Here is an 18547-nt window from a genome sequence, read left to right as displayed (position 1 = left end):
GACCAGACGTGTTCACCATGCGTCCCGCCACCGAGGCCGACACCCCCGGAGTCGCGTTGATGATCACCGCGCGCTGTGACTGGATGGAACAGCGCGGGTTGGAGTCCTGGCGTGAGAACGTGGACGACCTCGCCGGGCAGGCCGCGGCCGGGTTCATGTGGGTGCTCGAAGATGGAGACCGCATCGTCGGATGCACCACGGTGACCAACCACGCTCCGCCGAAGGACTGGACTCCCGAGGAAGCGGCCGAGAAGTCCTTGTACCTGTTCACGACGGTGACCGACCCGGCCTATCGGGAGCACAAGCCCGGCACCCTGATTGCCCTGTGGGCGGTCGACCTGGCAGCACGGCACGGCCACCAGTGGGTGCGGCGGGGCTGTTTCTTCCCCGAGCTGGTCAAGTACTACGAGGCCCAGGGGTTCTCCCTGGTCAAGGAGCAGGACCGGAGCTCAGGGCATCTGTACCTGCTCGCGCGCCGCGCGGAACACCTCAACCTCGGGCAGTTCGGTTTGTCGGAGTCGGCCGCGGTCTGACCGAAGGCACGACACGACCGCCCGCCTCTCCGGAAGGAGGGGCGGGCGGTCGTGCGTTGGGCCCTACTTGGACAGGCCCTTCCGGCGGCGCTGGACGTAGGCCACGAGCGCCATACCGGCGCCGGTCCCGGCCGCAGCGACGACCGTGGCCAGAGTCAGGGCGCTGCCGTCGCTGGCGAGCTGGGCGACGGCGGTCGCCACGCTCACGACCACGGTGACGGCCACGCCCAGGAGGAGCGTGTGCAGCGCTCGGGTACGGGCGTCCCGCGCCGAGGTCGGAGCAGGTGAGGGTGCTTCGGGGGTCATGGGCGTCCTTCTTGGTTGAAATGGCGTGGCGTGTCTGACGGAAGCTGATGTGATCCTTTTCGGTTGGTAAAGCGTCATCTCGTGTGAACGCCAGAGCCACGTCGCATCACCCGAGGTGGCTGATGTAGAAGAGCAGAGTTGATGAATCGAGAGAAGAAAATTGGTTCTTACCGGCAAGGTCAAATTAGAGGCCAAGTGCGACTGAGGATCAAGCAGATGGAGTATGTCAGGAGGCGCATGGGTTCTGCTGCCCCTCCTGGGATATCCCATTTTATTAAGATTTATCGGGAACTTCTTATTCAAATCGACGAGGTATCGAAGCGAACCCATCGGGGTGCGTGGGATGAGCGGAGGCGGGCGAGGGGGGAATTCCGTCATCTATATGAGAAATCAGAAAGGATGTGGAATATGCTCGGCCCGAGTGCACAGAAGGCCATTAAGGATATCTATTATCGAAGGCTTCGTTTGACTATTCGCGTCGCATCTTCGCTGGCCGGGGGATTTCCAAGTCCTTGATGGGTCAACCTGAAAGGTATGGGTGCGTGATACGGCCCTGTCCCCTGTTAAGGGGCCAGGGTCGGTTTCTGCGAATCAGGTGATGGGATACGCACCCGGCGCCCCCGAGGAGGCGGTGCGCGTCGGGGGCGTCGCCTTGGGGCTCGTGGAGGGGCTCCAGTCCAAACGCGCCCTGTCCTACCTGCGGCGGCTGGACCACCGGCTGCGCCCGCACGCGAGCAGGCCGGAGGTACTGGTGTTCCGCGAGAGGGCACGGGCCCTCACGTCAGGCTGAGCGCCCGGTACACAGCCACCACCGTGGACGCTCCGACGATCTCACCGCGGGCGATCATGTCCACCGCGTCGTCGAGCGGGATCCACCGGATCTCCTGCGCCTCGTTGACGTCCGGGACGGTGTCTGTGGCCTCGGCGCCGCGGGCGAGGTAGATGATCTGCGGCTGGTCCACGGACCCGATGGCGGGCTGGAACGTGACCAGGTGCTCCATCGTCCTCGGGCGCCACCCGGTCTCTTCCTCGACCTCACGTGCGGCGGCGAGCTCGACGTCCTCGGAGGTGTTGACGTAACCGCCGGGCAGCTCCCACACCCACTGGTCGATGATGAACCGGTGCCGCCGCATGAGCAGTACCTCGCGGGCATCGTTCATCACGAGAGTCATTGCGGCCGGGGGCATCTTGACCACGTATTGGGTGAAGGACACCCCGTCGGGGAGGGTGATTTCGACGGTCGACAGCCGGATGTGCCTGTTCTCGTCCACGAGCTTCTCGCCGTGGATGGTCCACTGGGTAGTCACACGGGCACCCTAGCGGGGGTCATTCCTCCCCGATTGCCTCGGACGGGCCGTGGCGGTGGTGCAGCCGCCAGCGCACTCCGGCGGCGTCGGTGAACTCTACGTACACCTGCAATTCGGACACCGGCTCCACCCAGTAGAACCGGATCGAATACCCGGGAGATAGCACTGGGACGGGCCCTCCGTGAACCCAAGCACGTGGGGGACCGTCCCGGGTGGACGAGGGGGGCGGTCTGCTCAAGGACGGGAACCCGATCGTCGCACCCACGGCCGCGGCCGGCCTCGCCGGCGCTCGGGACCCCGGGGACGACGAAGGCGCCGACGACTCCTCGTCGGCGCCCGAAGGGCAGTGGTCCGCCCTAGTGCCCTGCGTGCTCCTCGTCGGTGCTGACGATCAGCGCGTAGGCCTCGGCGAGGTCCTTCACGTCTTCGGCCTCCTCGGACACGGGAGCGAGCTCCACGATCTTCTTGAGGAGTGCTTCGCGTGCCTGGGCCTGGATGTCCTGCGATTCGGTCATGCGCCAACCCTAGACCCGGGAACGGACATGTCCGGCCACTTCCCCGCATCCACCGGCGGAGGCCGCCCGGCCGGTGGTCCTCCCGTATGGGGAGACCACCGTGGCCGAGCAGCGGGGCCGGGCGCCCGGAGCCGCCGACACCGCCCACGAAGCCGGAGGTCGGACCCCCTGGCCGGCACCGGCCAGGGGTCAGGGGAGGGTGGACGGTCCCGCCGGTGCCGGCACACCGGCGAGACCGAGTATGAGGTCGCGGACCTCGGTGGCCGCGACGCGTTCCCGGGCGAAGCCGGGGTCGGTGCACAGCACCAGGGGGCCGTCGTCGGGGTCCTCGTGCGCGCGCCCGTGGGTGCCGCGCACACAGCCCGGGTCGAGCGGGACCACGTTCATGGCGTAGCGCAGACCGGCCTTCTTGCGCACGAGGTTGGCCGCCGCGCGCGCTTTGACGAACGGGTCCCCGGGATCGAGGAAGAGCTCGGCCGGGTCGTAGCCCGGCTTGCGGTGGATGTCCACGCCCCGCGCGAAGTCCGGCGCCGCCCCGTCGTGCAGCCAGTAGTAGTAGGTGAACCAGGCGCCCGGGTCGGCCACGAGGACGAGCTCGCCCGAGCGCTCGTGGTCCAGCCCGTGCTCCGCCTGCCCGTCGCGGTCCAGGACGAGGTCCACCCCCTCCACCCCGGCGAGGAGGCCGGCGACCGCGGACACGTCGCCGGGGTCGCGGACGTACACGTGGGCGCACTGGTGGTCGGCCACCGCGAAGGCGCGCGACTCCCACGGGTCCAGGTACTCCATCCCGTGCTGGGTGTGGACCTCCAGCAGTCCGGCCTCCCGCAGCACCCGGTTGACGTGCACGGGCCTGTCCGCGGGGGTGATGCCGTACTCGCTGAGGACCATCACGGCGGCGCCCGAGCGCTCGGCGTCGTCCAACAGGGGCGCCAGGGCCGCGTCCAGGTCGCCCACCGCCCGACGGGCCTGCTCCGAGCCGGGGCCGTACCGCTGCAGGTCGTAGTCCAGGTGGGGGACGTAGCAGAGGGTCAGGTCGGCCCGCGGCATCAGTCTGCGGGTCGCGGCCACGATCCACTCGGTGGAGCGGATCGACGCGGTCGGCCCCCAGTAGTGGAAGAGCGGGAAGGGGCCCAGCTCCGCGGTCAGCTCGTCGTGGAGGGCGGGGGGACGGGTGTAGCAGTCGGGGGACTTGCGCCCGTCGGCGTGGTAGACCGGCCTGGGGGTGACGGTCCAGTCGGTGGTGGCGCCCATGGCGTACCACCAGCACACGTTCGCGGTGCGAAAACCCGGCCTACGGCGCCGGGCGGTCTCCCACACCTTCTCCCCTTGGACCAGGCGGTTGTGCTGGCGCCACAGGTACACCTCGCCCAGGTCCCGGAAGTACCAGCCGTTGCCGACGGCGCCGTGCCCGGCCGGGGTCAGGCCGGTCAGGAACGTGGACTGGACGGTGCAGGTGACGGCGGGCAGGACGGTCTCCAACGGGGCCTGCCAGCCCTTCTCGGCCATGGCGCGCAGTCGGGGCGCGTGTCGCAGCAGCCGGGGCGTGAGCCCGACCGCGTTGACGACGAGCAGGCGCGGTTCCTCCGTCGGCATGCGGGTGTCCCTTCGTCTCGCGAGGGTCAGAGGACGGTCAGCCCGAGGTCGGTCATGCGGTCGCGGGCCCAGGCCACCTCGGCCGCGATGCCCTCGGTGAGCCCCTTCGTGTCGGTGGGGCGCGACGCCTCGGGCAGCACCGACCAGGTGTAGGTCTCCACCTCCACGTGGTCGGTGCGCGCGCCGCCGGGGCCCAGGAGGAGGCGCAGGGTGTCGGTGAGGTGGTCGGTGGTCCCGCGCAGCGGGGCGGCGGCGGGGGCGTGCAGGGGCACGTGGAAGTGGGTGCGCCAGGGAGCGTCCCCGGGCAGGGGGTCGGCGCCGCCCAGGGCCTCGTGCAGGTCGTCGCGGCCCTCCCGCGCACCGTCCTCGCCGCGGACGCGCGTCTGGTGCAGGAAGCGGTCCTCGGTGAAGGCGGCGAGGGCCTGGCGGGCGGCCGGGTCGGCCGGGTCGGGTACCTCCACGGCCGCCGACGCCTGGGCCTTGACCACGGGCAGGCCCGCGGCGGAGAGCCTGTCCAGGGCCGCCCCCGGTTCCTCGAAGGCCGTCGCGAGGTGGCAGGTGTCCAGGCACACGCCCAGGTGCGGCGGCGGGTCCGCCAGGAGCCGGGCCGCGTCACGGGTGGACTCGACGACGCACCCGGGCTCGGGTTCCAGCCCCACCCGTACCGGGCGCTCCCGCCGCGCCAGGTCCTCCAGCGCCGCGGAGAGTTCGTCCAGGTGCGCGCGGGCGGTGGCGAGGCGGCCGGGGTCCCACGGCGCGCGCCAGGCCAGGGGGAGGGTGGAGACGCTGCCCCGCGCGGCGTCGTCGGGGAGCAGCCGTGCCAGCACCCGGGCGCAGTCCACCGTGTAGTCCAGCCTGGCCCGGTCGGTCCAGTCGGGGCGGTACACGGCGTGCTTGACCACGGGCGCGTGGAACCCGGTGTAGGGGAAGGCGTTGAGGGTCACCGTCTCCAGCCCCGCGGACGCCAGCTCCGCGCGCAGCCGGTCGGTCAGCCCCGGGTCCGCCGCCAGCTCCCGGGCCAGCGGGGCGGGCAGCCACAGTCCCAGGCCGAGCCGGTCCGCGCCCAGGGCCTCGCGCACGCCGCCGCCGTGGACGCGGATCTGGCGCAGGACGCCGTCCAGGTCCTCGGCCGGGTGCACGTTGGTGCAGTAGGCGAGGTGGACGACCGTGCCGTCGGGGTGGCGCAGCCTCACGCGGCACCCCCGTCCGCACGCTCGCCGCGCAGGACGGAGTTGCCGGAGTAGGTCGCGGTGCGGTCGGCCCCGGGCACGTCGTCCAGCAGCAGGCGACCGCTGCGTCCGTAGAACTCCACGGGGTTGTCCCACAGGACGCGTTCGACGTCCCGGTCGGTGAAGCCCGCGGCGAGCATGGCCTCGCCGGTGCGCAGGGTGGCGAGCGGGTCGCTGCGGCCCCAGTCGGCGGCCGAGTTGACCACCATCCGTTCCGGACCCCACTCGGACAGGACGCGGACCATGCGCTCCGGGCTCATCTTGGTGTCGGGGTAGATGGAGAAGCCCAGCGTGCACCCCGAATCGTGCACCATCGCCACGGTGGCCTCGTTGAGGTGGTCCACGAGCACCCGCTCGGCCGGGATGCCGGACTCGGCGACCAGTTGCAGGGTGCGGCGGGTCCCGGCCACCTTGTCGCGGTGCGGGGTGTGCACCAGGACGGGCAGCCCGAACTCTGCGGCCAGCTCCAGCTGGTGGCGGAAGGCCTTCTCCTCCTCCGAGGTCCGGGAGTCGAAGCCCACCTCCCCGACCGCCACGACGCCGTCCTTGGCCAGGTAGCGGGGGAGGAGGTCCAGCACCCCGTGCAGGCGGGGGTCGTTGGCCTCCTTCGGGTTGAGCGCGATCGCGCAGTGGTGGCGGATCCCGAACCGCTCGGCCCGGAAGCGCTCCCAGCCCACGAGGCCGTCGAAGTAGTCGCGGAAGGAGCTCACCCCGGTCCGGGGCTGGCCCAGCCAGAACGCCGGCTCCACCAGGGCGCGAACCCCTGCGGCGTGCATCGCCTCGTAGTCGTCGGTGGTCCGTGAGGTCATGTGGATGTGCGGGTCGAAGATACGCATCACGCCTCCGTTCGTCGGGTGTCCGGGCGGGCTGCCCGGTCGGGGAAGTGGCGCAGCACGAGGTGGACGTCGGCGGGGACCTCCCGGCCCGCCAGGGCCCGCTCCTCGGCGTGGTCGGCGCACATGCGCGCCAGCTCGGCGTCGGCCCGCTCGGGCACCCCGGCCGCCGACCCCAGCGGCACCCCGGTGAACAGGCACTTGAGGACGCCCTGGCGCCAGGAGTCCGCGTCGAGCAGGGCCGTCGCCGCGCTGGAGGCCGCCGCCGCGATCAGCCGGGTGTCGTTGGTGCGCATCGCGTCGGCCAGCAGTTCGCGCGCCGCGCCGGCCAGCTCCTCCCGGCCGGTGTCGAGCACGTCCAGGCCCCGCAGGACGGCGCGCCGCTCACCCGCGTCACCGTGGTGGTACAGGTCGCGGACCTCCTGGGCGAGCTCCGGCGGGGGCAGGGCCCCGGCCAGCGCGGCCAGCAGCTCCACGCGCACCATGTCCTCCAGGGTCGGCCCGGCCACCCCGTCGGGGTCGCCGGACGGGCCCGGCCCCCGCGCCACGCTCCTGGCCGCAGCGGGGAAGAGCACGGCGATCCGGGCGGGCCGCTCCCGTACCTGTGCGACCCGGGAGGCGAGGGCCTCGCGCGCCGCGGCCGTGTCCAGGAAGGCGTACCGCTCGCTCACACCTCCGCCCTCCGGGCCCGGGAGGCGGCCAGCGCCCGGGAGAGCGCGCGGATCGACCGCTCGGCCACCACGGGGGCGGCGTGCCCGTGGCGGGGCAGCTCCACCGACGCCAGGCCCCGGTAGCCGACCTCCTCCAGGGCGCCCAGGACGCCGGGCAGGTCGATCTCACCGTCGCCGAACTCCAGGTGCTCGTGGACGTCCGGCCGCATGTCGTCCAGCTGGACGTTGGCGATCAGGGCTCCGGCGCGCCGGACGGCGCCCTCGGGGCCGTCCGGTTCGTTGCACACGCCGTGCCCGACGTCGACGGTCAGCCGCAGGCGCGGCGGGTCGCCGAGCCGGCCGCGCAGCTCCAGCGCGTCGGCGACCCGTTCGGCGAACATGCCGGGCTCGGGTTCGAACGCGCAGTCCACACCGTGGTCGTCGGCGGCGGCCAGGACCCGTTCCACGCCCGAGGTCAGCCGCGACCAGCCCTGCGCCCGGTCCACCCCCGCGGGCAGGACGCCCGACCAGAAGGAGACGGCCTCGGCCCCCAGTGCCTCGGCGATGCGCACGGCGCGGCACAGCAGGTCCACACGCCGTTCGGCGCCCTCGTCGGAGACCAGGGTGGGTTCGTGCTTGCGGCGCGGGTCCATCAGGTAGCGGGCGCCGGTCTCCACGACCACCGCCAGGCCCAGCTCGGACAGCCGCCGGCCGATCCGGGCCGTGCGCGCGAAGGCGTCCGGGGCGAAGGGGTCCAGGTGCGGGTGGTCCAGCGTCAGCCCCACCCCCTCGTAGCCGAGGTCGGCTAGGAGGGCGAGCGCGTCGTCCAGCCGGTGGTCCCGGAAGCCGTTGGTGCCGTATCCGAACCTCAAGTGAACGACACCGCCTCGGACGCCCGCGCCGCCACGGGCGCGCCGAGGACGAGCGCGCACGCGGTGCCCGGCGCGCCGTGCCCGGCCAGCAGGGCCGCCTGGAGCGGGATCATGCCCCGGATCCCCTCACCCGTCGCCGCGCGGGCGTTGTGCGCCTCGGGCTCGACCAGCGCTCTGACCTGGGCGGAGCCCACCCTCACCGCGAAGAGCCCCGCGAGCGCCCCCGCCAGGACCCTCTCCGCGGCGCCGCCCGCCGCACGACCGCGGGCGGGCCGGGCGGGCGCGGCGGCGAGCGCGGCGCCGGCCAGGGTGCACAGCAGCGACCCCGCCGCGACGGAGGGCCGTGTCCCGTGCACCTCGCCCCGGCTCAGGGCGGTCACCCCGAGCGTGTGGACGGCCAGCGCCAGCGCGGGCCTGGCCGCGTCGGCGGGGCGCGCACCCGCGCCCAGCAGCACGTCCAGCCCCCGGGCCGCCGCCATGCCCAGCGGGGCCAGCGGGGTCTGCTTGAGGAGGAGGTCGTAGCCCCACACGGTGGCGGCCAGGGCCGTGGCCACCCCCGCGGCCCGGCGTCCGCCCGCCGCCGCGGCCAGGCCCACGCCCGTGACGGTCAGCCCCGAGGCGACGGCCAGGGCCTCGCCGGGGAGCACGGCCCCGGAGGGGATGGGGCGTTCGGGGCGCTCGACCGCGTCCACCTCCCGGTCGGCGTAGTCGTTGAGGGCCATGCCCGCCCAGTACAGGCAGACCGAGGCCGCGGGCAGCGCCCAGGCCCCGGGGCCGCGCAGGCCCCCCGCCGCCGCGGCGCCGGCCAGGGTGTCGCCGGGAACGCTCAGCGCCGCAGGTAGGCGTACCAGCCTCGCCAGGTCGCGTGCTCTCATTCGGCCTCCTCCGCCGGTGCCGCGCACCAGGACGTCAGGGCCCGCCACTGTTCGGCGAGGCCGTGTTCACGGGTGCCCACGGGGTCCTTGAAGAAGAACGCCAGCTCCGGCAGGGGGCCGCTCCGGCCCTGCCGGTGGGCGTGGGCGGCCAGCCGCGCCAGGTCCAGCACCAGGGGCGCCGCCAGCGCTGAGTCGTAGCCCGACCAGGTGAACTGCAGGGACATCCGCGCCCCCAGGAACCCCTCGAACGAGACGTGGTCCCAGGCGACCTTGGCGTCCCCCAGGTCGGGGACGTAGTCGATGTGCAGGGGCCCGTCCGGCCCGTGGCCGAGCATGTGCTCCAGCCCCCGGGCCTTGGACGCGAGCTTGCTCTCGGCGTTGGCCGGGTCGGCCAGGGTGGCGCCGTCGCCGCCGCCGAGCAGGTTGACCGACGACCACGAGCGCACGTGCAGCGCCCGGGCGGCGAACATCGGCGCGAGCGCGCTCTTGACCAGGGTCTCCCCGGTCTTGCCGTCGGAGCCGGCCCACGGCACGCCCGAGCGGTCGGCGAGCCGCGCCAGGGCGGGCAGCCGGGGTCCGGTGTTGGGCGTGAACTCCACGAACGCGCAGCCCGCGCGCAGGGCCGCGTACGCGTACGCGGAGCTGGCCGGGATCCGCGCGGTCCCGGAGTCCAGGGCCGCCTCCAGCGCGTCGGCGTCGGTGTGCTCGGCGTACGCGCCGGGCCGGGGCTCGGTGCTGGACAGGTCCACCACCACGACGCGTTCGAGCGCCTCCCGCTCGGAGAACTCCCGCAGGTCCGCCTCCAGGCGGTCCACGTCCCCGCGCCGGACGCCGCCGGAGACGTCGTCCAGGCCCCGGCGCAGACCGCGCTCGGTCCGGTCCAGCCCGTCGGCGAGGGCCGGCGGCAGGTGCGCGGGCAGCACCCCCGCACCGGCCAGCCGCTCGGCCCTCTCGCGCAGGCCGGCCTCGGACACGTCGTGGCCGCCGAAGACCAGGTCACCGATCCCGGGCAGGCGCGCCCCGGCGAATTCGGGCCGCTCGGTCACGCACCCCGTCCGCCCGGCGGCGCCGGACCGCACCGCGAGGGCCCCCAGGACGGCGGTGGTCGCCACCGACCCCCGTGCCCCGATCAGCCATACTCCGACTCGCGTCAACGCATGCTCCCTTCTCCGTGCCTTCGAGCGTTCCGGGAACGGTGTGGTCACCGGTCGCCGCTGTCGCCGTCGCCCTCCCCGGTCGTGCCGCCGCCCTCGCCGGGCTGTGCGCCGTCGGGGCCGAGCGCGCCGCTGCCGGGCTCCGCGGGCAGGTACAGGTGGACGTGGCCGTGGCCGGACTCCACACTGACCATGTCCAGCTGGGTGGCCGCCACCGACCAGCCGCGGACCGCCTGGGTGCGCAGGTCCCCGGCCAGCTCCAGCAGCTCCGCCTGCTGCGCGTCCTGCGCGCGCTCCGCGTTGGAGTAGGCCACGACCGCGGAGCCCAGCAGGTCCACGGCGTTGGACAGCCCCGCGTACGCGACGTTGTGGCCGGTGTTCCCGGAGGGGGCGTCCTCGAAGTGCCCGGCCGCGTCGTGGACGGTGGTCAGCCAGGAGTCGATCTCCCCGTCGTCGGGGGCGTCCCCGGCGGGGGTGGAACCGTCGGGCGGGACGGCCGCGTCCAGGCTCTCCACCACGGGCACCAGCACCTCGTGCGCGGCTCCGGCGCGCTCGACGAGCTGGTCGACCTGTGCGCGGTCGCGCTCCTGCGCGGAGGCCTGGAGCTCGGCGACGCGCGCCGGGTCGGGGGCGGTGCGGTCGTCCCCGGTGAAGGAGAGGACGAGGACGGCGACCAGGGCGGCGACCACCAGGACGGATCCGGCGGTCAGCCCCCAGGTGAGCTTGGGCGAGGGGGCCTCGGCCGCCTCGCGGTGCGTGTCGGGGGAGGAGCGGTCCTTCTTGGCGGACACCGTGGCACCTTCTTCTCGTCGTACGTGTGGGCCCGGCGCCGCGACGTCGTGGTTCTCGCCGTCGGGGCGCCACCGCGGGGGTGGCGGGGCTGGCCGGAACCGGCCCCGCCGTGGTCAGGGGGCCTCCGGTGGACGCCATCCCCCGGGGGAGGGGGCGGCGTCCGCCGGAGGCGTCCCGTCACTCGTCGTCGATGAGGGGACGCAGCCTGTCGGCCAGCTCCAGCAGCTCCTCCCTGGCAGCGTCGTCGGCGACCGCCTCGGCCACCTCGACGAACCGGTTCAGGGCGTGTGCGGCCTGCCCGTTACGGCCGACGTTCAGGTGGTGCTCGGCCAGCTCCAGCTGGGGGACCAGCCGGCGTGCCTCGGACCTGGTCAGCGCGCCGTCGTCCTCCAGGGCGTCGATGCGCTCGTGGACCTCGGCGAACGTGACCGGTTCGACCGCGTCCAGTTCCTGGACCAGGACGTCGCGGAAGAGCACCCGGTCGGCCTCGCCGTGGTTCTGCAACCCGATGTGGCCCGAGGACAGGTCACGTGCCGGGTCGGTGCTCTCGAACTCGTTCACCAGCTCCCCGTTGATCCACACGCGGATCACCGGGTCGGCCACCTCGATCTCCATCTCGTTCCACTCGCCGACCCGCGCGGGGTGGGAGTCGGCCGCCTGGAAGCCGTAGACGGCACCGGTCCGGTGGACCGGGTCGCCGTCGGGCGCGCCGTAGCCGTCGATCTGGATCTCGTAGCCCTCCTCGACGGCGACCCAGGGGTCGTCCCCGGGGTCGGGGAAGCCGACGAAGACACCGGAGTTGTCCGACTCCTCGGAGGCGAGGAAGTCCAGCTTCAGCCGGTAGGACTCCCACTCCGTCTCGTGCCGGAGCAGCCCCATGCCGCCCCGGGTCTCCAGGGCGCAGCCGTCGCCGTCGTCGACGACGTCGAAGCCGCCCGGGCCCGCCATGGTCCACCCGTCGAGCGACGCGCCGTCCCACAGGGGGGTGTAGCCGTCCTCGGCCTCGGGCGGGGCGCACTCCGGCGGCTCGGCGCCGCCCGCCTCGACCGTGACGGTGGCGGTGCCGGAGGCGCCGGTGTTGCCGTCGCCGTCCGTGGCCACGGCGCTGACCTCGTACTCGCCCTCGGCGGCCCCCTGCCAGACCGCCTGGTAGGGGTCCTCGGCCACCGTGGCGACGACCTCGCCGTCCACGAGGAACTCCACCTTCTCGATTCCGGACCCGGAGTGGTCGGCGACCTCGGCGGAGAGGGGGACGTCCTCGCCCTCCTCGAAGACCGCGCCGTCCTGCGGGCTGGTCAGCTCGGTCTGAGGGCCGTGCCCCCCGTGGCCGTCCAGGACCGCCTCGAAGTAGTTGAGGTTGAACAGGCTGTCCTCGGCGGAGGTGTCCTCACCGGTGAAGACCAGGTACAGCGTGAAGGTCTCGCCGGGGTCGGCGACGTCCATGGTCACGTCGGTCCACTCCTGCCAGCCGCCGGTGGAGGGCACGTCGACGCTGCCGAGCAGTTCGCCGTCGGGGGCGTTCATGCGTGCCTCGATCGCTCCGCCCGCCCCCGCGGAGGCGACACGGAACTCCATCTGCTCGACCCCGACGAGGTTGGTGGTCTCGTAGGAGGTCCAGTCGCCGTAGCCGATGTGGCTGACGTTGACCAGGCCGCCCTCGGCGTCCTCGGTGGGCTCGGTCCGGACCCCCTGGCTGTCGGTGAAGTACTGGGCCTGCGTCCGTGCGGGCTTGAGCGTGATCCCGTCGCTTCCGGTGAGGGCGGGCGCCCCGTCCCCGCCGGAGTCGGTGTACTCGGCCTGCAACGCCCAGAAGATGTTCATGTCGTGCCCGTGGCCGCCGTCGACCTCGGTGAGGCTGACGTCCTCGCAGCTGTCGTACTGGGTCCACGGGTGGGCGTGCCGGTCGTGGCCGAGCGAGGCCGTGACCGCCACGTCGCCGCAGTCGATGCCCGCGCCGACCGAGCCGTCCTCGGCGTCCTCCACGTCCACGGTGAAGGGGATCTCGTCGCCCCAGTGGAAGTACTGGCCGTCCTGCGGGGTCCGGAAGGAGACGTCGGGCGCGGTGTTGCCCGCGGTGACCGTCGTGGTGGCCGTCCCGGTGCGCCCTTCGGCGTCGGTCGCGGTCAGCACGACCGTGTACTGGCCCGCCTCCTCGAAGGTGTGGGTGGGCGAGACCTCGCCGGAGGTCCCGCCGTCGCCGAACGACCACGCGTACTCCATGGGCAGGCCGCCGGGGTGGTGGGAGCCCTCCGCGGAGAACTCCACCTCCAGCGGGGCCGGTCCCGAGGTCGCGGAGGCGCTGATGTCGGCGACCGGGGTGGTCCCGCCGCCGGTGTAGTCGATGCGCGACAGCGCCGAGTCCGCGGCCCCGCCGAAGTAGCCGGACCCGTACTCCAGCACGTACAGGGAGCCGTCCGGGCCGAACTCCATGTCCATGGGGTTGGCCAGGCTGATGTCGGGGACGGTCTCGGTGATGTCCAGGACGTCGCCGTCGTCGCCCAGGTGCACCTGCTTGATCCAGTCGCGGTCCCACTCGTAGAACAGCGGGATGCCGTCGTAGTACTCGGGCCACTTGGTGTCCGACTCCAGTTCGGGGTCGAACCGGTAGGCCGGGCCGCCCATCGGGGCGCCGCCGCCCGTGCCCAGCTGCGGGAACTCCTCCGACTCCTCGTAGCTGTACCAGATCGAGGCGGGCGTGACCGGGGGAAGCTCCTCCAGCCCGGTGTTGCGCGGGGAGTCGTTGACCGGAGCGGCGCAGTCGAACGCCTCCCCGGAGGTCCCCGACGCGAAGTCGTGGTCGACGAACGCGCTGTTGTTACCGATGCAGTAGGGCCAGCCGATGTTGGCGGGCTCGGAGATGGCGTGCCAGGAGACCGTGTTCTGCGGCCCCCGGTCCGGGTCGGGCTCGTTGGCGTCGGGCCCGTAGTCGCCCAGGTAGACGGTGCCGTCCTCCTCGTCCACCGTGAACCGGAACGGGTTGCGCAGGCCCATGGCGTAGATCTCGGGCCGGGTCTGCTCGCCGCTGTACTCCTCCGGCGGGAAGAGGTTGCCCTCGGGGATCTCGTAGCCGCCGTCGTCGGTGGGCGTGATCCGCAGCAGCTTGCCGCGCAGGTCGGCGGTGTTGGCCGAACTGCGCTGGGCGTCGAAGGCGGGGTTGCGCGACTCGCGCTCGTCGATCGGCGTGTAGCCGTCCGACCCGAACGCGCTGGTGTCGTCGCCGGTGGCCAGGTAGAGGTTGCCCTCGGAGTCGAAGTCGATGTGGCCGCCGACGTGGCAGCACATGCCCCGGTCGGTCCCGACCTCCAGCAGGACCTGCTCGCTGTCCAGCTCCAGGGTGGGGGAGTCCCCGTCGGCGAACTGGAAGCGGGAGAGGTTGTTGTGGCCCTCGTAGGGCTCGAAGTCCTCCGGCGAGCCGTCCGCGGGCGCCTCACCCGGCGGGATGCCCTCGATCACGGGCGCGTAGTACAGGTACACCCACCCGTTCTCCTCGAAGTCCGGATCCAGGGCGATGCCCTGTAGCCCGTCCTCGTCGTGGTTGTACACCGGCACCTGGGCGATCAGCTCGGTGGTGTAGGTGTCCGGGGACCACAGCCGCACCTCGCCGTCGCGGGTGATGTGCATGACGCGGCCGTCGGGCAGGACCGCCAGGCCCATGGGCTCGCCCACGGCGCCCTCGCCCTGCGCGAGGGTGACCTTCTCGAAGTTGTCCCACTGCGTGGCGCCGCAGTCGCCCTCGGCGGCCCCTGCCGCCCACCGCAGGCCGCCGAGCAGGTGCTCGGTGAACTCCGGCTCGGAGTAGGACTCGACGGTGTGGCCGCCGCCGGTGTACCAGGACCTGCCGCCGTCGTAGGCCTGACACCAGGCGATCGGGTGGTCCCATCCCATCTGGCCCCCGGGATCGACCTGGTCCGCGTAGGAGTCCTCGTCGAGTCCGGCCAGGACGTGCACGTCGCCGCGGGGGGACAGGTCGAAGTCGTACCACTCGTCGTGGCGTTCCCAGCTGGCCGGGAGGTGCTCGGTGGAGGGGTGGACCCTGTCGTTGACCACGACCCGGGCGTCCTGCGTGCCCGGCGGGTGGCTGGAGAAGTAGCCGCCGACGAGGTCGCCGTACCACTCCCAGTCGTAGTGGGTGTCGGAGGCGGAGTGGACGCCGACGAAGCCGCCCCCGTCCTGGACGTAGCGCTCGAAGGCGGCCTGCTCGTCCTCGTCGAGCACGTCGCCCGTGGTGGAGAGCCAGATCACCGCGTCGTAGGCGGCCAGGTCCTCGTCGTTGAACACCGAGGAGTCCTCGGTGTGCTCGGTGCTGAAGCCGTGCTCCTCGCCGAGCGCCTCGACGAGCGCGACGCCGTGGGGGATCGAGTCGTGTCGGAAGCCGGTGGTCTTGGAGAAGATCAGCGTGGAGAACGCGTCCTCGCCGGTCTCGTCCGCGTGCGCGACCGGTGCGGTCACGGTCAGCGCCATGGTGACGCCGACCGCGAGTGCGCCCAGTGTCAGCAGGGGTCTCTTCTTCATACGGAACCTCACCTGGGGGTGGGAGCGAATCGATGAGTCCGTGCGGCGTGCCGGCGCCGACGGCAGGGGCGGCCCGGCGGTCGCGCGGCCCGGTGGGGGCCGTGTGGCTGTGACCGGTGGGCTGACGGGGAGTTCCTGCTATCAGGTGCGGGAAGCGGGGGTGTGCCGCCTCATCGGCCTCAGCCCATACCGGCTCCTTTCCTCGCAGACCTCGTCGTGGTCGGGCGGCGCGGTGGCCGGGCGTCGGGGACCCGGTCCGCCGGCGCCCCGTCCACGTCGTGGAGGGGGGTTCCGGCGGGTGGTCCCCGCCGGACTCCGCTTGGTGCAGGGGGTACAGCTCTTCGTGACCGGTGAAGGCCATGCCGACGGTCCGGAGACACCACATCATCCGGGTTTGTGATCTGCCTCACCTGGCTGCCTCGAACCGTACGTCGGTCTTATGTCGATCGTCAAGCAGAAGTTGTCAGTGCAGGTCTCAATAGGTAGGGTCCGGACGTCCAATAGAGGCGGCGCTCAGGGAACGGGGACGTGCGCGCCCACGCCTTCGTGAACGCGCCCGTGGCACGCCCCGGACCCGGGGTCCACCCGGCGGGCCCGGCCCGCCCCGCTCCTTCGCCCCGAGGGCGGCGGGGTGCGCACCGGCGTCCCCGCACCGGCGGCGGAACGGAACGACGTGCCCGTACCGGCCTGGACGGAGGAGATGGAGGGGTGGCGGACGGGCGCGCGCGGACCGCGGCCGGGGGACTGGTGCGAGGCGCGCGGCCTCGCCGCCGCCGTGGTCCCTCCACCGGCTCCGGCGACCGGGACCGGACGGCCCCGGGGATCAGGCGGCGGGGACCGTGCGCAGGAAGTCCCGCACGGCCAGGGCGTAGCCCGACGGGTCGTCGCGGTGCACCCAGTGCCCGCACCCCGGCAGCACCCGCAGCCGGGTACCGGGCCGGCGCTCGGCCATCTCACCGGCCTGCCGGGCCGACAGCAGCGGGCTCAGGCCGCCGCGGAGGAGCAGGGCGGGACAGTCCGAGCCCAGCCAGTCGGCCCAGAAGTCCCCGGTGTTGCCCTGCTGGGCCGCCAGCATGTCCCGGTGGTCGAACCGCAGGCGCCAGGTCCCGTCGTGCTCGTAGGCGCTGTCCGTGAAGTACCCGAGCGCGGGCACGCCCTGGCGGGTGAGGAACTCCGCCAGCGCCTCCCGGTTCGGAAAGGCCGTCGGCCACGAGGTGGTGTCGAACACCGGGTTCTCGACCTCGGAGGCGTCCGTGACGGCCCCGATGTCCTCCACCACCAGGGCGCGCACCAGCTCGGGGCGGCGTGCCGCCAGCTGGTAGGCGGTCACCCCGCCGAGGGAGTGGCCGAGGACGAACGCCGGGCCGGCGCCGAGGTGTTCCAGGAACGCGGCCGCGTCCCCGACGAAGGCGTCGCGGCCGAGGTCGCCGCCGTGCTCGGAGAGCCCGTGGCCGCGCTGGTCGAGGGCGATGACCCGGAAGTCCGGGGCCAGGTACGGCGCGAGGCCGGCGAAGGAGGCGGCGCGGCCGAACGTCCCGTGCAGGGCGATCAGCGGGACGCCGCCCCCGCCGAAGTCGAGGTAGCTGAAGGCGCGCCCGTTCAGGGTGACGGGGGTCTGGGCGATCATGGGGCGTCCGGTTCCTCGGGTCGGGGGCGTGCGGTCCCGGTGGAGGGCCTGGTCGGTCCGGCCGGGACCCGGCGCGGCGGTCGCCGCCGCCGGCTCTCCACGCTACAGGGCGGTTCCGGGCCGCTGCCGCGTTTCGGCGCCCCGGTCGGCGCGGCCGGGGGCCGAGGGGGCCGACGGTTCAGACCGGGCCGCTCGCGACCAGCCGCCTCCGGTACTCGTGCGCCTCGGCCACCAGTGCGTCGAGCGCCTCCCGTCTGCGCACCAGGTCGCCGATCTCCCCGGTGATCCGGGCGCGCTCCAGCTCCATGCGCCGCATCGCGCTGTCGAAGGTCTCCTCGCCGGGCGTCTCGGCGCAGGGCAGCACCTCGGCGATCACCCGGCTGGAGACCCCGGCGGCCAGCAGCCTGCGGATGAACGCCACGCGCTCGACGGCGTCGTCGGTGTAGTGCCGCTGCCCGGCGGCGCTGCGCGTGCTCCTGAGCAGCCCCTGCTCCTCGTAGTAGCGCAGCAGCCGGATGCTCACACCGCTCCGTGCCGCGAGCTCCCCGATCCTCATGGCTCCCCTTGTCGTGACCTGCGACACAGCACTTGCCCCTCACATAGATGTCAGGTTTTAGCGTAGCCACCGTACCCACCCCGCCTCACAGAACGCGAAGGAGTCCTCCCGTGACCGCACTTCTCCAGCCGTACCGGCTCGGCGGCCTGACCCTGCCCAACCGGGTGGTGATGGCCCCGATGAGCCGCGTGCGCGCCGCCGCAGACGGGACGGCGACCCCGTCCATGGCCGCGTACTACGCCCAGCGGGCCACCGCCGGCCTCATCATCGGCGAGGGGGCGCACCCCAACGCGGTCGGCCGGTCCAACCCCGGCACGCCGGGTCTCCACACCGAGGAGGCCGCGGCCTCCTGGAGGCCGGTGACCGACGCGGTCCACGCCAACGGCGGGCGGATCTTCGCCCAGATCATGCACGGCGGCCGGGTCTCGCACCCCGACACCACCGGTATGCGGCCGGTCGGACCCTCGGCCGTCGCCGCCGTGGGCGACGTGTTCACCCCGGCCGGTCCGCAGCCGGCGCCGGTGCCGCGCGCGCTGGAGACGGAGGAGGTGGCCCCGCAGGCGCACTCCTACGCGGAGGCGGCCCGGCGCGCCGTGCGGGCCGGGTTCGACGGGGTGGAGCTGCACGGGGCCAACGGCTACCTCATCTCGCAGTTCCTCTCCTCGGAGGCCAACCTGCGCACGGACGTCTACGGGGGGTCGGTGGCCAACCGGATCCGTTTCGCCGTCGAGGCGGCGGCCGCCACCGCCGACGCCGTGGGCGCGGACCGGACCGGTGTCCGGCTCTCGCCGGGCGCGGCCTTCTGGGGGGCCTCCGAGACCGACGTGCCCGAGCTCTACGCCGCCCTGCTGCGGGAGCTGGCCCGGCTCGGCGTGGCCTACGTCCACCTGGAGGCCACCGCCCCCGACGAGCTCCTGCTGGACCTGCGCCGTGCCTGGCCCTCGACCCTGATCATGAACCCGTCCGTGCCCATGGGACCCGAGCAGGTCGACCGGGCCGCGGCCGACCGCTGGCTCGGACTGGGAGCCGACCTGATCAGCTTCGGCCGCGCCTTCATCTCCAACCCCGACCTGGTCGAGCGCCTCCGTGCCGGACTTCCCGTCGAGCCGGTCGACGAGGCCGTCTACTACCAGGGCGGAGACCAGGGGTACCTCACCTACCCGGCCTACCGGTACAGCGCGTGATCCGGGGGC

Annotated in this window: 17 protein-coding genes; 3 read left to right on the top strand and 14 right to left on the bottom strand. The window is 73.2% G+C overall.

Translation table 11 applies throughout. The features are described from left to right. The first annotated feature begins 8 nt into the window (after window positions 1-8). Window positions 9-533, top strand: coding sequence for a GNAT family N-acetyltransferase (locus ABZ234_RS03300; protein ID WP_355010811.1), 525 nt, complete (start codon window positions 9-11; stop codon window positions 531-533). Between the two features lie 63 nt (window positions 534-596). Here ABZ234_RS03300 and ABZ234_RS03295 read toward each other — a convergent pair whose 3' ends face one another. Continuing rightward, a complete protein-coding gene (locus ABZ234_RS03295; RefSeq protein ID WP_355010810.1) occupies window positions 597-839 on the bottom strand; it encodes a hypothetical protein in 243 nt (80 codons plus the stop codon). A 598-nt stretch (window positions 840-1437) separates the two neighbouring features. On the opposite strand from ABZ234_RS03295, the gene ABZ234_RS03290 reads away from it, so the two are divergent. Further along, window positions 1438-1629, top strand: a complete 192-nt coding sequence (locus ABZ234_RS03290; RefSeq protein WP_355010809.1) for a hypothetical protein — start codon at window positions 1438-1440, stop codon at window positions 1627-1629. Here ABZ234_RS03290 and ABZ234_RS03285 read toward each other — a convergent pair. From ABZ234_RS03285 to ABZ234_RS03225, 13 genes are all read right to left on the bottom strand, one after another. Further along, window positions 1616-2146: an NUDIX hydrolase gene (locus ABZ234_RS03285; RefSeq protein ID WP_355010808.1), complete on the bottom strand. Its 531-nt coding sequence runs from the start codon at window positions 2144-2146 to the stop codon at window positions 1616-1618. The genes ABZ234_RS03290 and ABZ234_RS03285 overlap by 14 nt on opposite strands. Window positions 2147-2502: 356 nt before the next feature. Next, on the bottom strand, window positions 2503-2661 hold the full coding sequence (locus tag ABZ234_RS03280; RefSeq protein ID WP_267949780.1) for a hypothetical protein: 159 nt from the start codon (window positions 2659-2661) through the stop codon (window positions 2503-2505). A gap of 189 nt (window positions 2662-2850) precedes the next feature. Further along, on the bottom strand, window positions 2851-4254 hold the full coding sequence (locus ABZ234_RS03275; RefSeq protein ID WP_355010807.1) for a nucleotide pyrophosphatase/phosphodiesterase family protein: 1404 nt from the start codon (window positions 4252-4254) through the stop codon (window positions 2851-2853). A gap of 26 nt (window positions 4255-4280) precedes the next feature. Next, window positions 4281-5447 (bottom strand): metabolite traffic protein EboE, encoded by a 1167-nt coding sequence (eboE, locus tag ABZ234_RS03270; RefSeq protein ID WP_355010806.1) that lies wholly within the window; start codon window positions 5445-5447, stop codon window positions 4281-4283. Then, window positions 5444-6319, bottom strand: a complete 876-nt coding sequence (locus ABZ234_RS03265) for a TatD family hydrolase (RefSeq protein WP_267949783.1) — start codon at window positions 6317-6319, stop codon at window positions 5444-5446. The genes eboE and ABZ234_RS03265 overlap by 4 nt, the downstream gene beginning before the upstream one ends. Then, window positions 6319-6987 (bottom strand): EboA domain-containing protein, encoded by a 669-nt coding sequence (locus ABZ234_RS03260; protein ID WP_355010805.1) that lies wholly within the window; start codon window positions 6985-6987, stop codon window positions 6319-6321. Before ABZ234_RS03260 ends, ABZ234_RS03265 begins: the two co-directional genes overlap by 1 nt. After that, the gene (locus ABZ234_RS03255) at window positions 6984-7838 is read right to left on the bottom strand and encodes a sugar phosphate isomerase/epimerase family protein (RefSeq protein ID WP_355010804.1); all 855 of its coding nucleotides are present in this window, start codon (window positions 7836-7838) and stop codon (window positions 6984-6986) included. Before ABZ234_RS03255 ends, ABZ234_RS03260 begins: the two co-directional genes overlap by 4 nt. Then, window positions 7835-8713 carry an SCO3242 family prenyltransferase gene (locus ABZ234_RS03250; RefSeq protein ID WP_355010803.1) on the bottom strand — a complete coding sequence of 293 codons (879 nt, stop codon included), beginning with the start codon at window positions 8711-8713 and terminating at the stop codon, window positions 7835-7837. The genes ABZ234_RS03255 and ABZ234_RS03250 overlap by 4 nt, the downstream gene beginning before the upstream one ends. Further along, window positions 8710-9867, bottom strand: a complete 1158-nt coding sequence (locus ABZ234_RS03245) for an inositol-3-phosphate synthase (RefSeq protein WP_355010802.1) — start codon at window positions 9865-9867, stop codon at window positions 8710-8712. The genes ABZ234_RS03250 and ABZ234_RS03245 overlap by 4 nt, the downstream gene beginning before the upstream one ends. A gap of 47 nt (window positions 9868-9914) precedes the next feature. Next, the gene (locus ABZ234_RS03240; RefSeq protein ID WP_355010801.1) at window positions 9915-10658 is read right to left on the bottom strand and encodes a hypothetical protein; all 744 of its coding nucleotides are present in this window, start codon (window positions 10656-10658) and stop codon (window positions 9915-9917) included. Between the two features lie 178 nt (window positions 10659-10836). Next, window positions 10837-15171 carry a ThuA domain-containing protein gene (locus ABZ234_RS03235; protein ID WP_355010800.1) on the bottom strand — a complete coding sequence of 1445 codons (4335 nt, stop codon included), beginning with the start codon at window positions 15169-15171 and terminating at the stop codon, window positions 10837-10839. An 823-nt stretch (window positions 15172-15994) separates the two neighbouring features. Further along, window positions 15995-16798 carry an alpha/beta hydrolase gene (locus tag ABZ234_RS03230; RefSeq protein WP_355010799.1) on the bottom strand — a complete coding sequence of 268 codons (804 nt, stop codon included), beginning with the start codon at window positions 16796-16798 and terminating at the stop codon, window positions 15995-15997. A 178-nt stretch (window positions 16799-16976) separates the two neighbouring features. Next, complete coding sequence (locus ABZ234_RS03225) at window positions 16977-17354, bottom strand: MerR family transcriptional regulator (RefSeq protein ID WP_267949791.1); 378 nt, start codon at window positions 17352-17354, stop codon at window positions 16977-16979. Window positions 17355-17464: 110 nt separating this feature from the next. On the opposite strand from ABZ234_RS03225, the gene ABZ234_RS03220 reads away from it, so the two are divergent. Beyond that, on the top strand, window positions 17465-18538 hold the full coding sequence (locus ABZ234_RS03220; protein ID WP_355010798.1) for an alkene reductase: 1074 nt from the start codon (window positions 17465-17467) through the stop codon (window positions 18536-18538). Window positions 18539-18547 lie beyond the last annotated feature (9 nt).

This window comes from Nocardiopsis sp. NPDC006198 (assembly GCF_040613895.1).
In the GTDB taxonomy this organism is placed as follows: Bacteria; Actinomycetota; Actinomycetes; order Streptosporangiales; family Streptosporangiaceae; genus Nocardiopsis; species Nocardiopsis tropica.
Note: the sequence above shows the minus strand (reverse complement) of the source record. Positions and strands in the feature narration are given on the sequence as shown.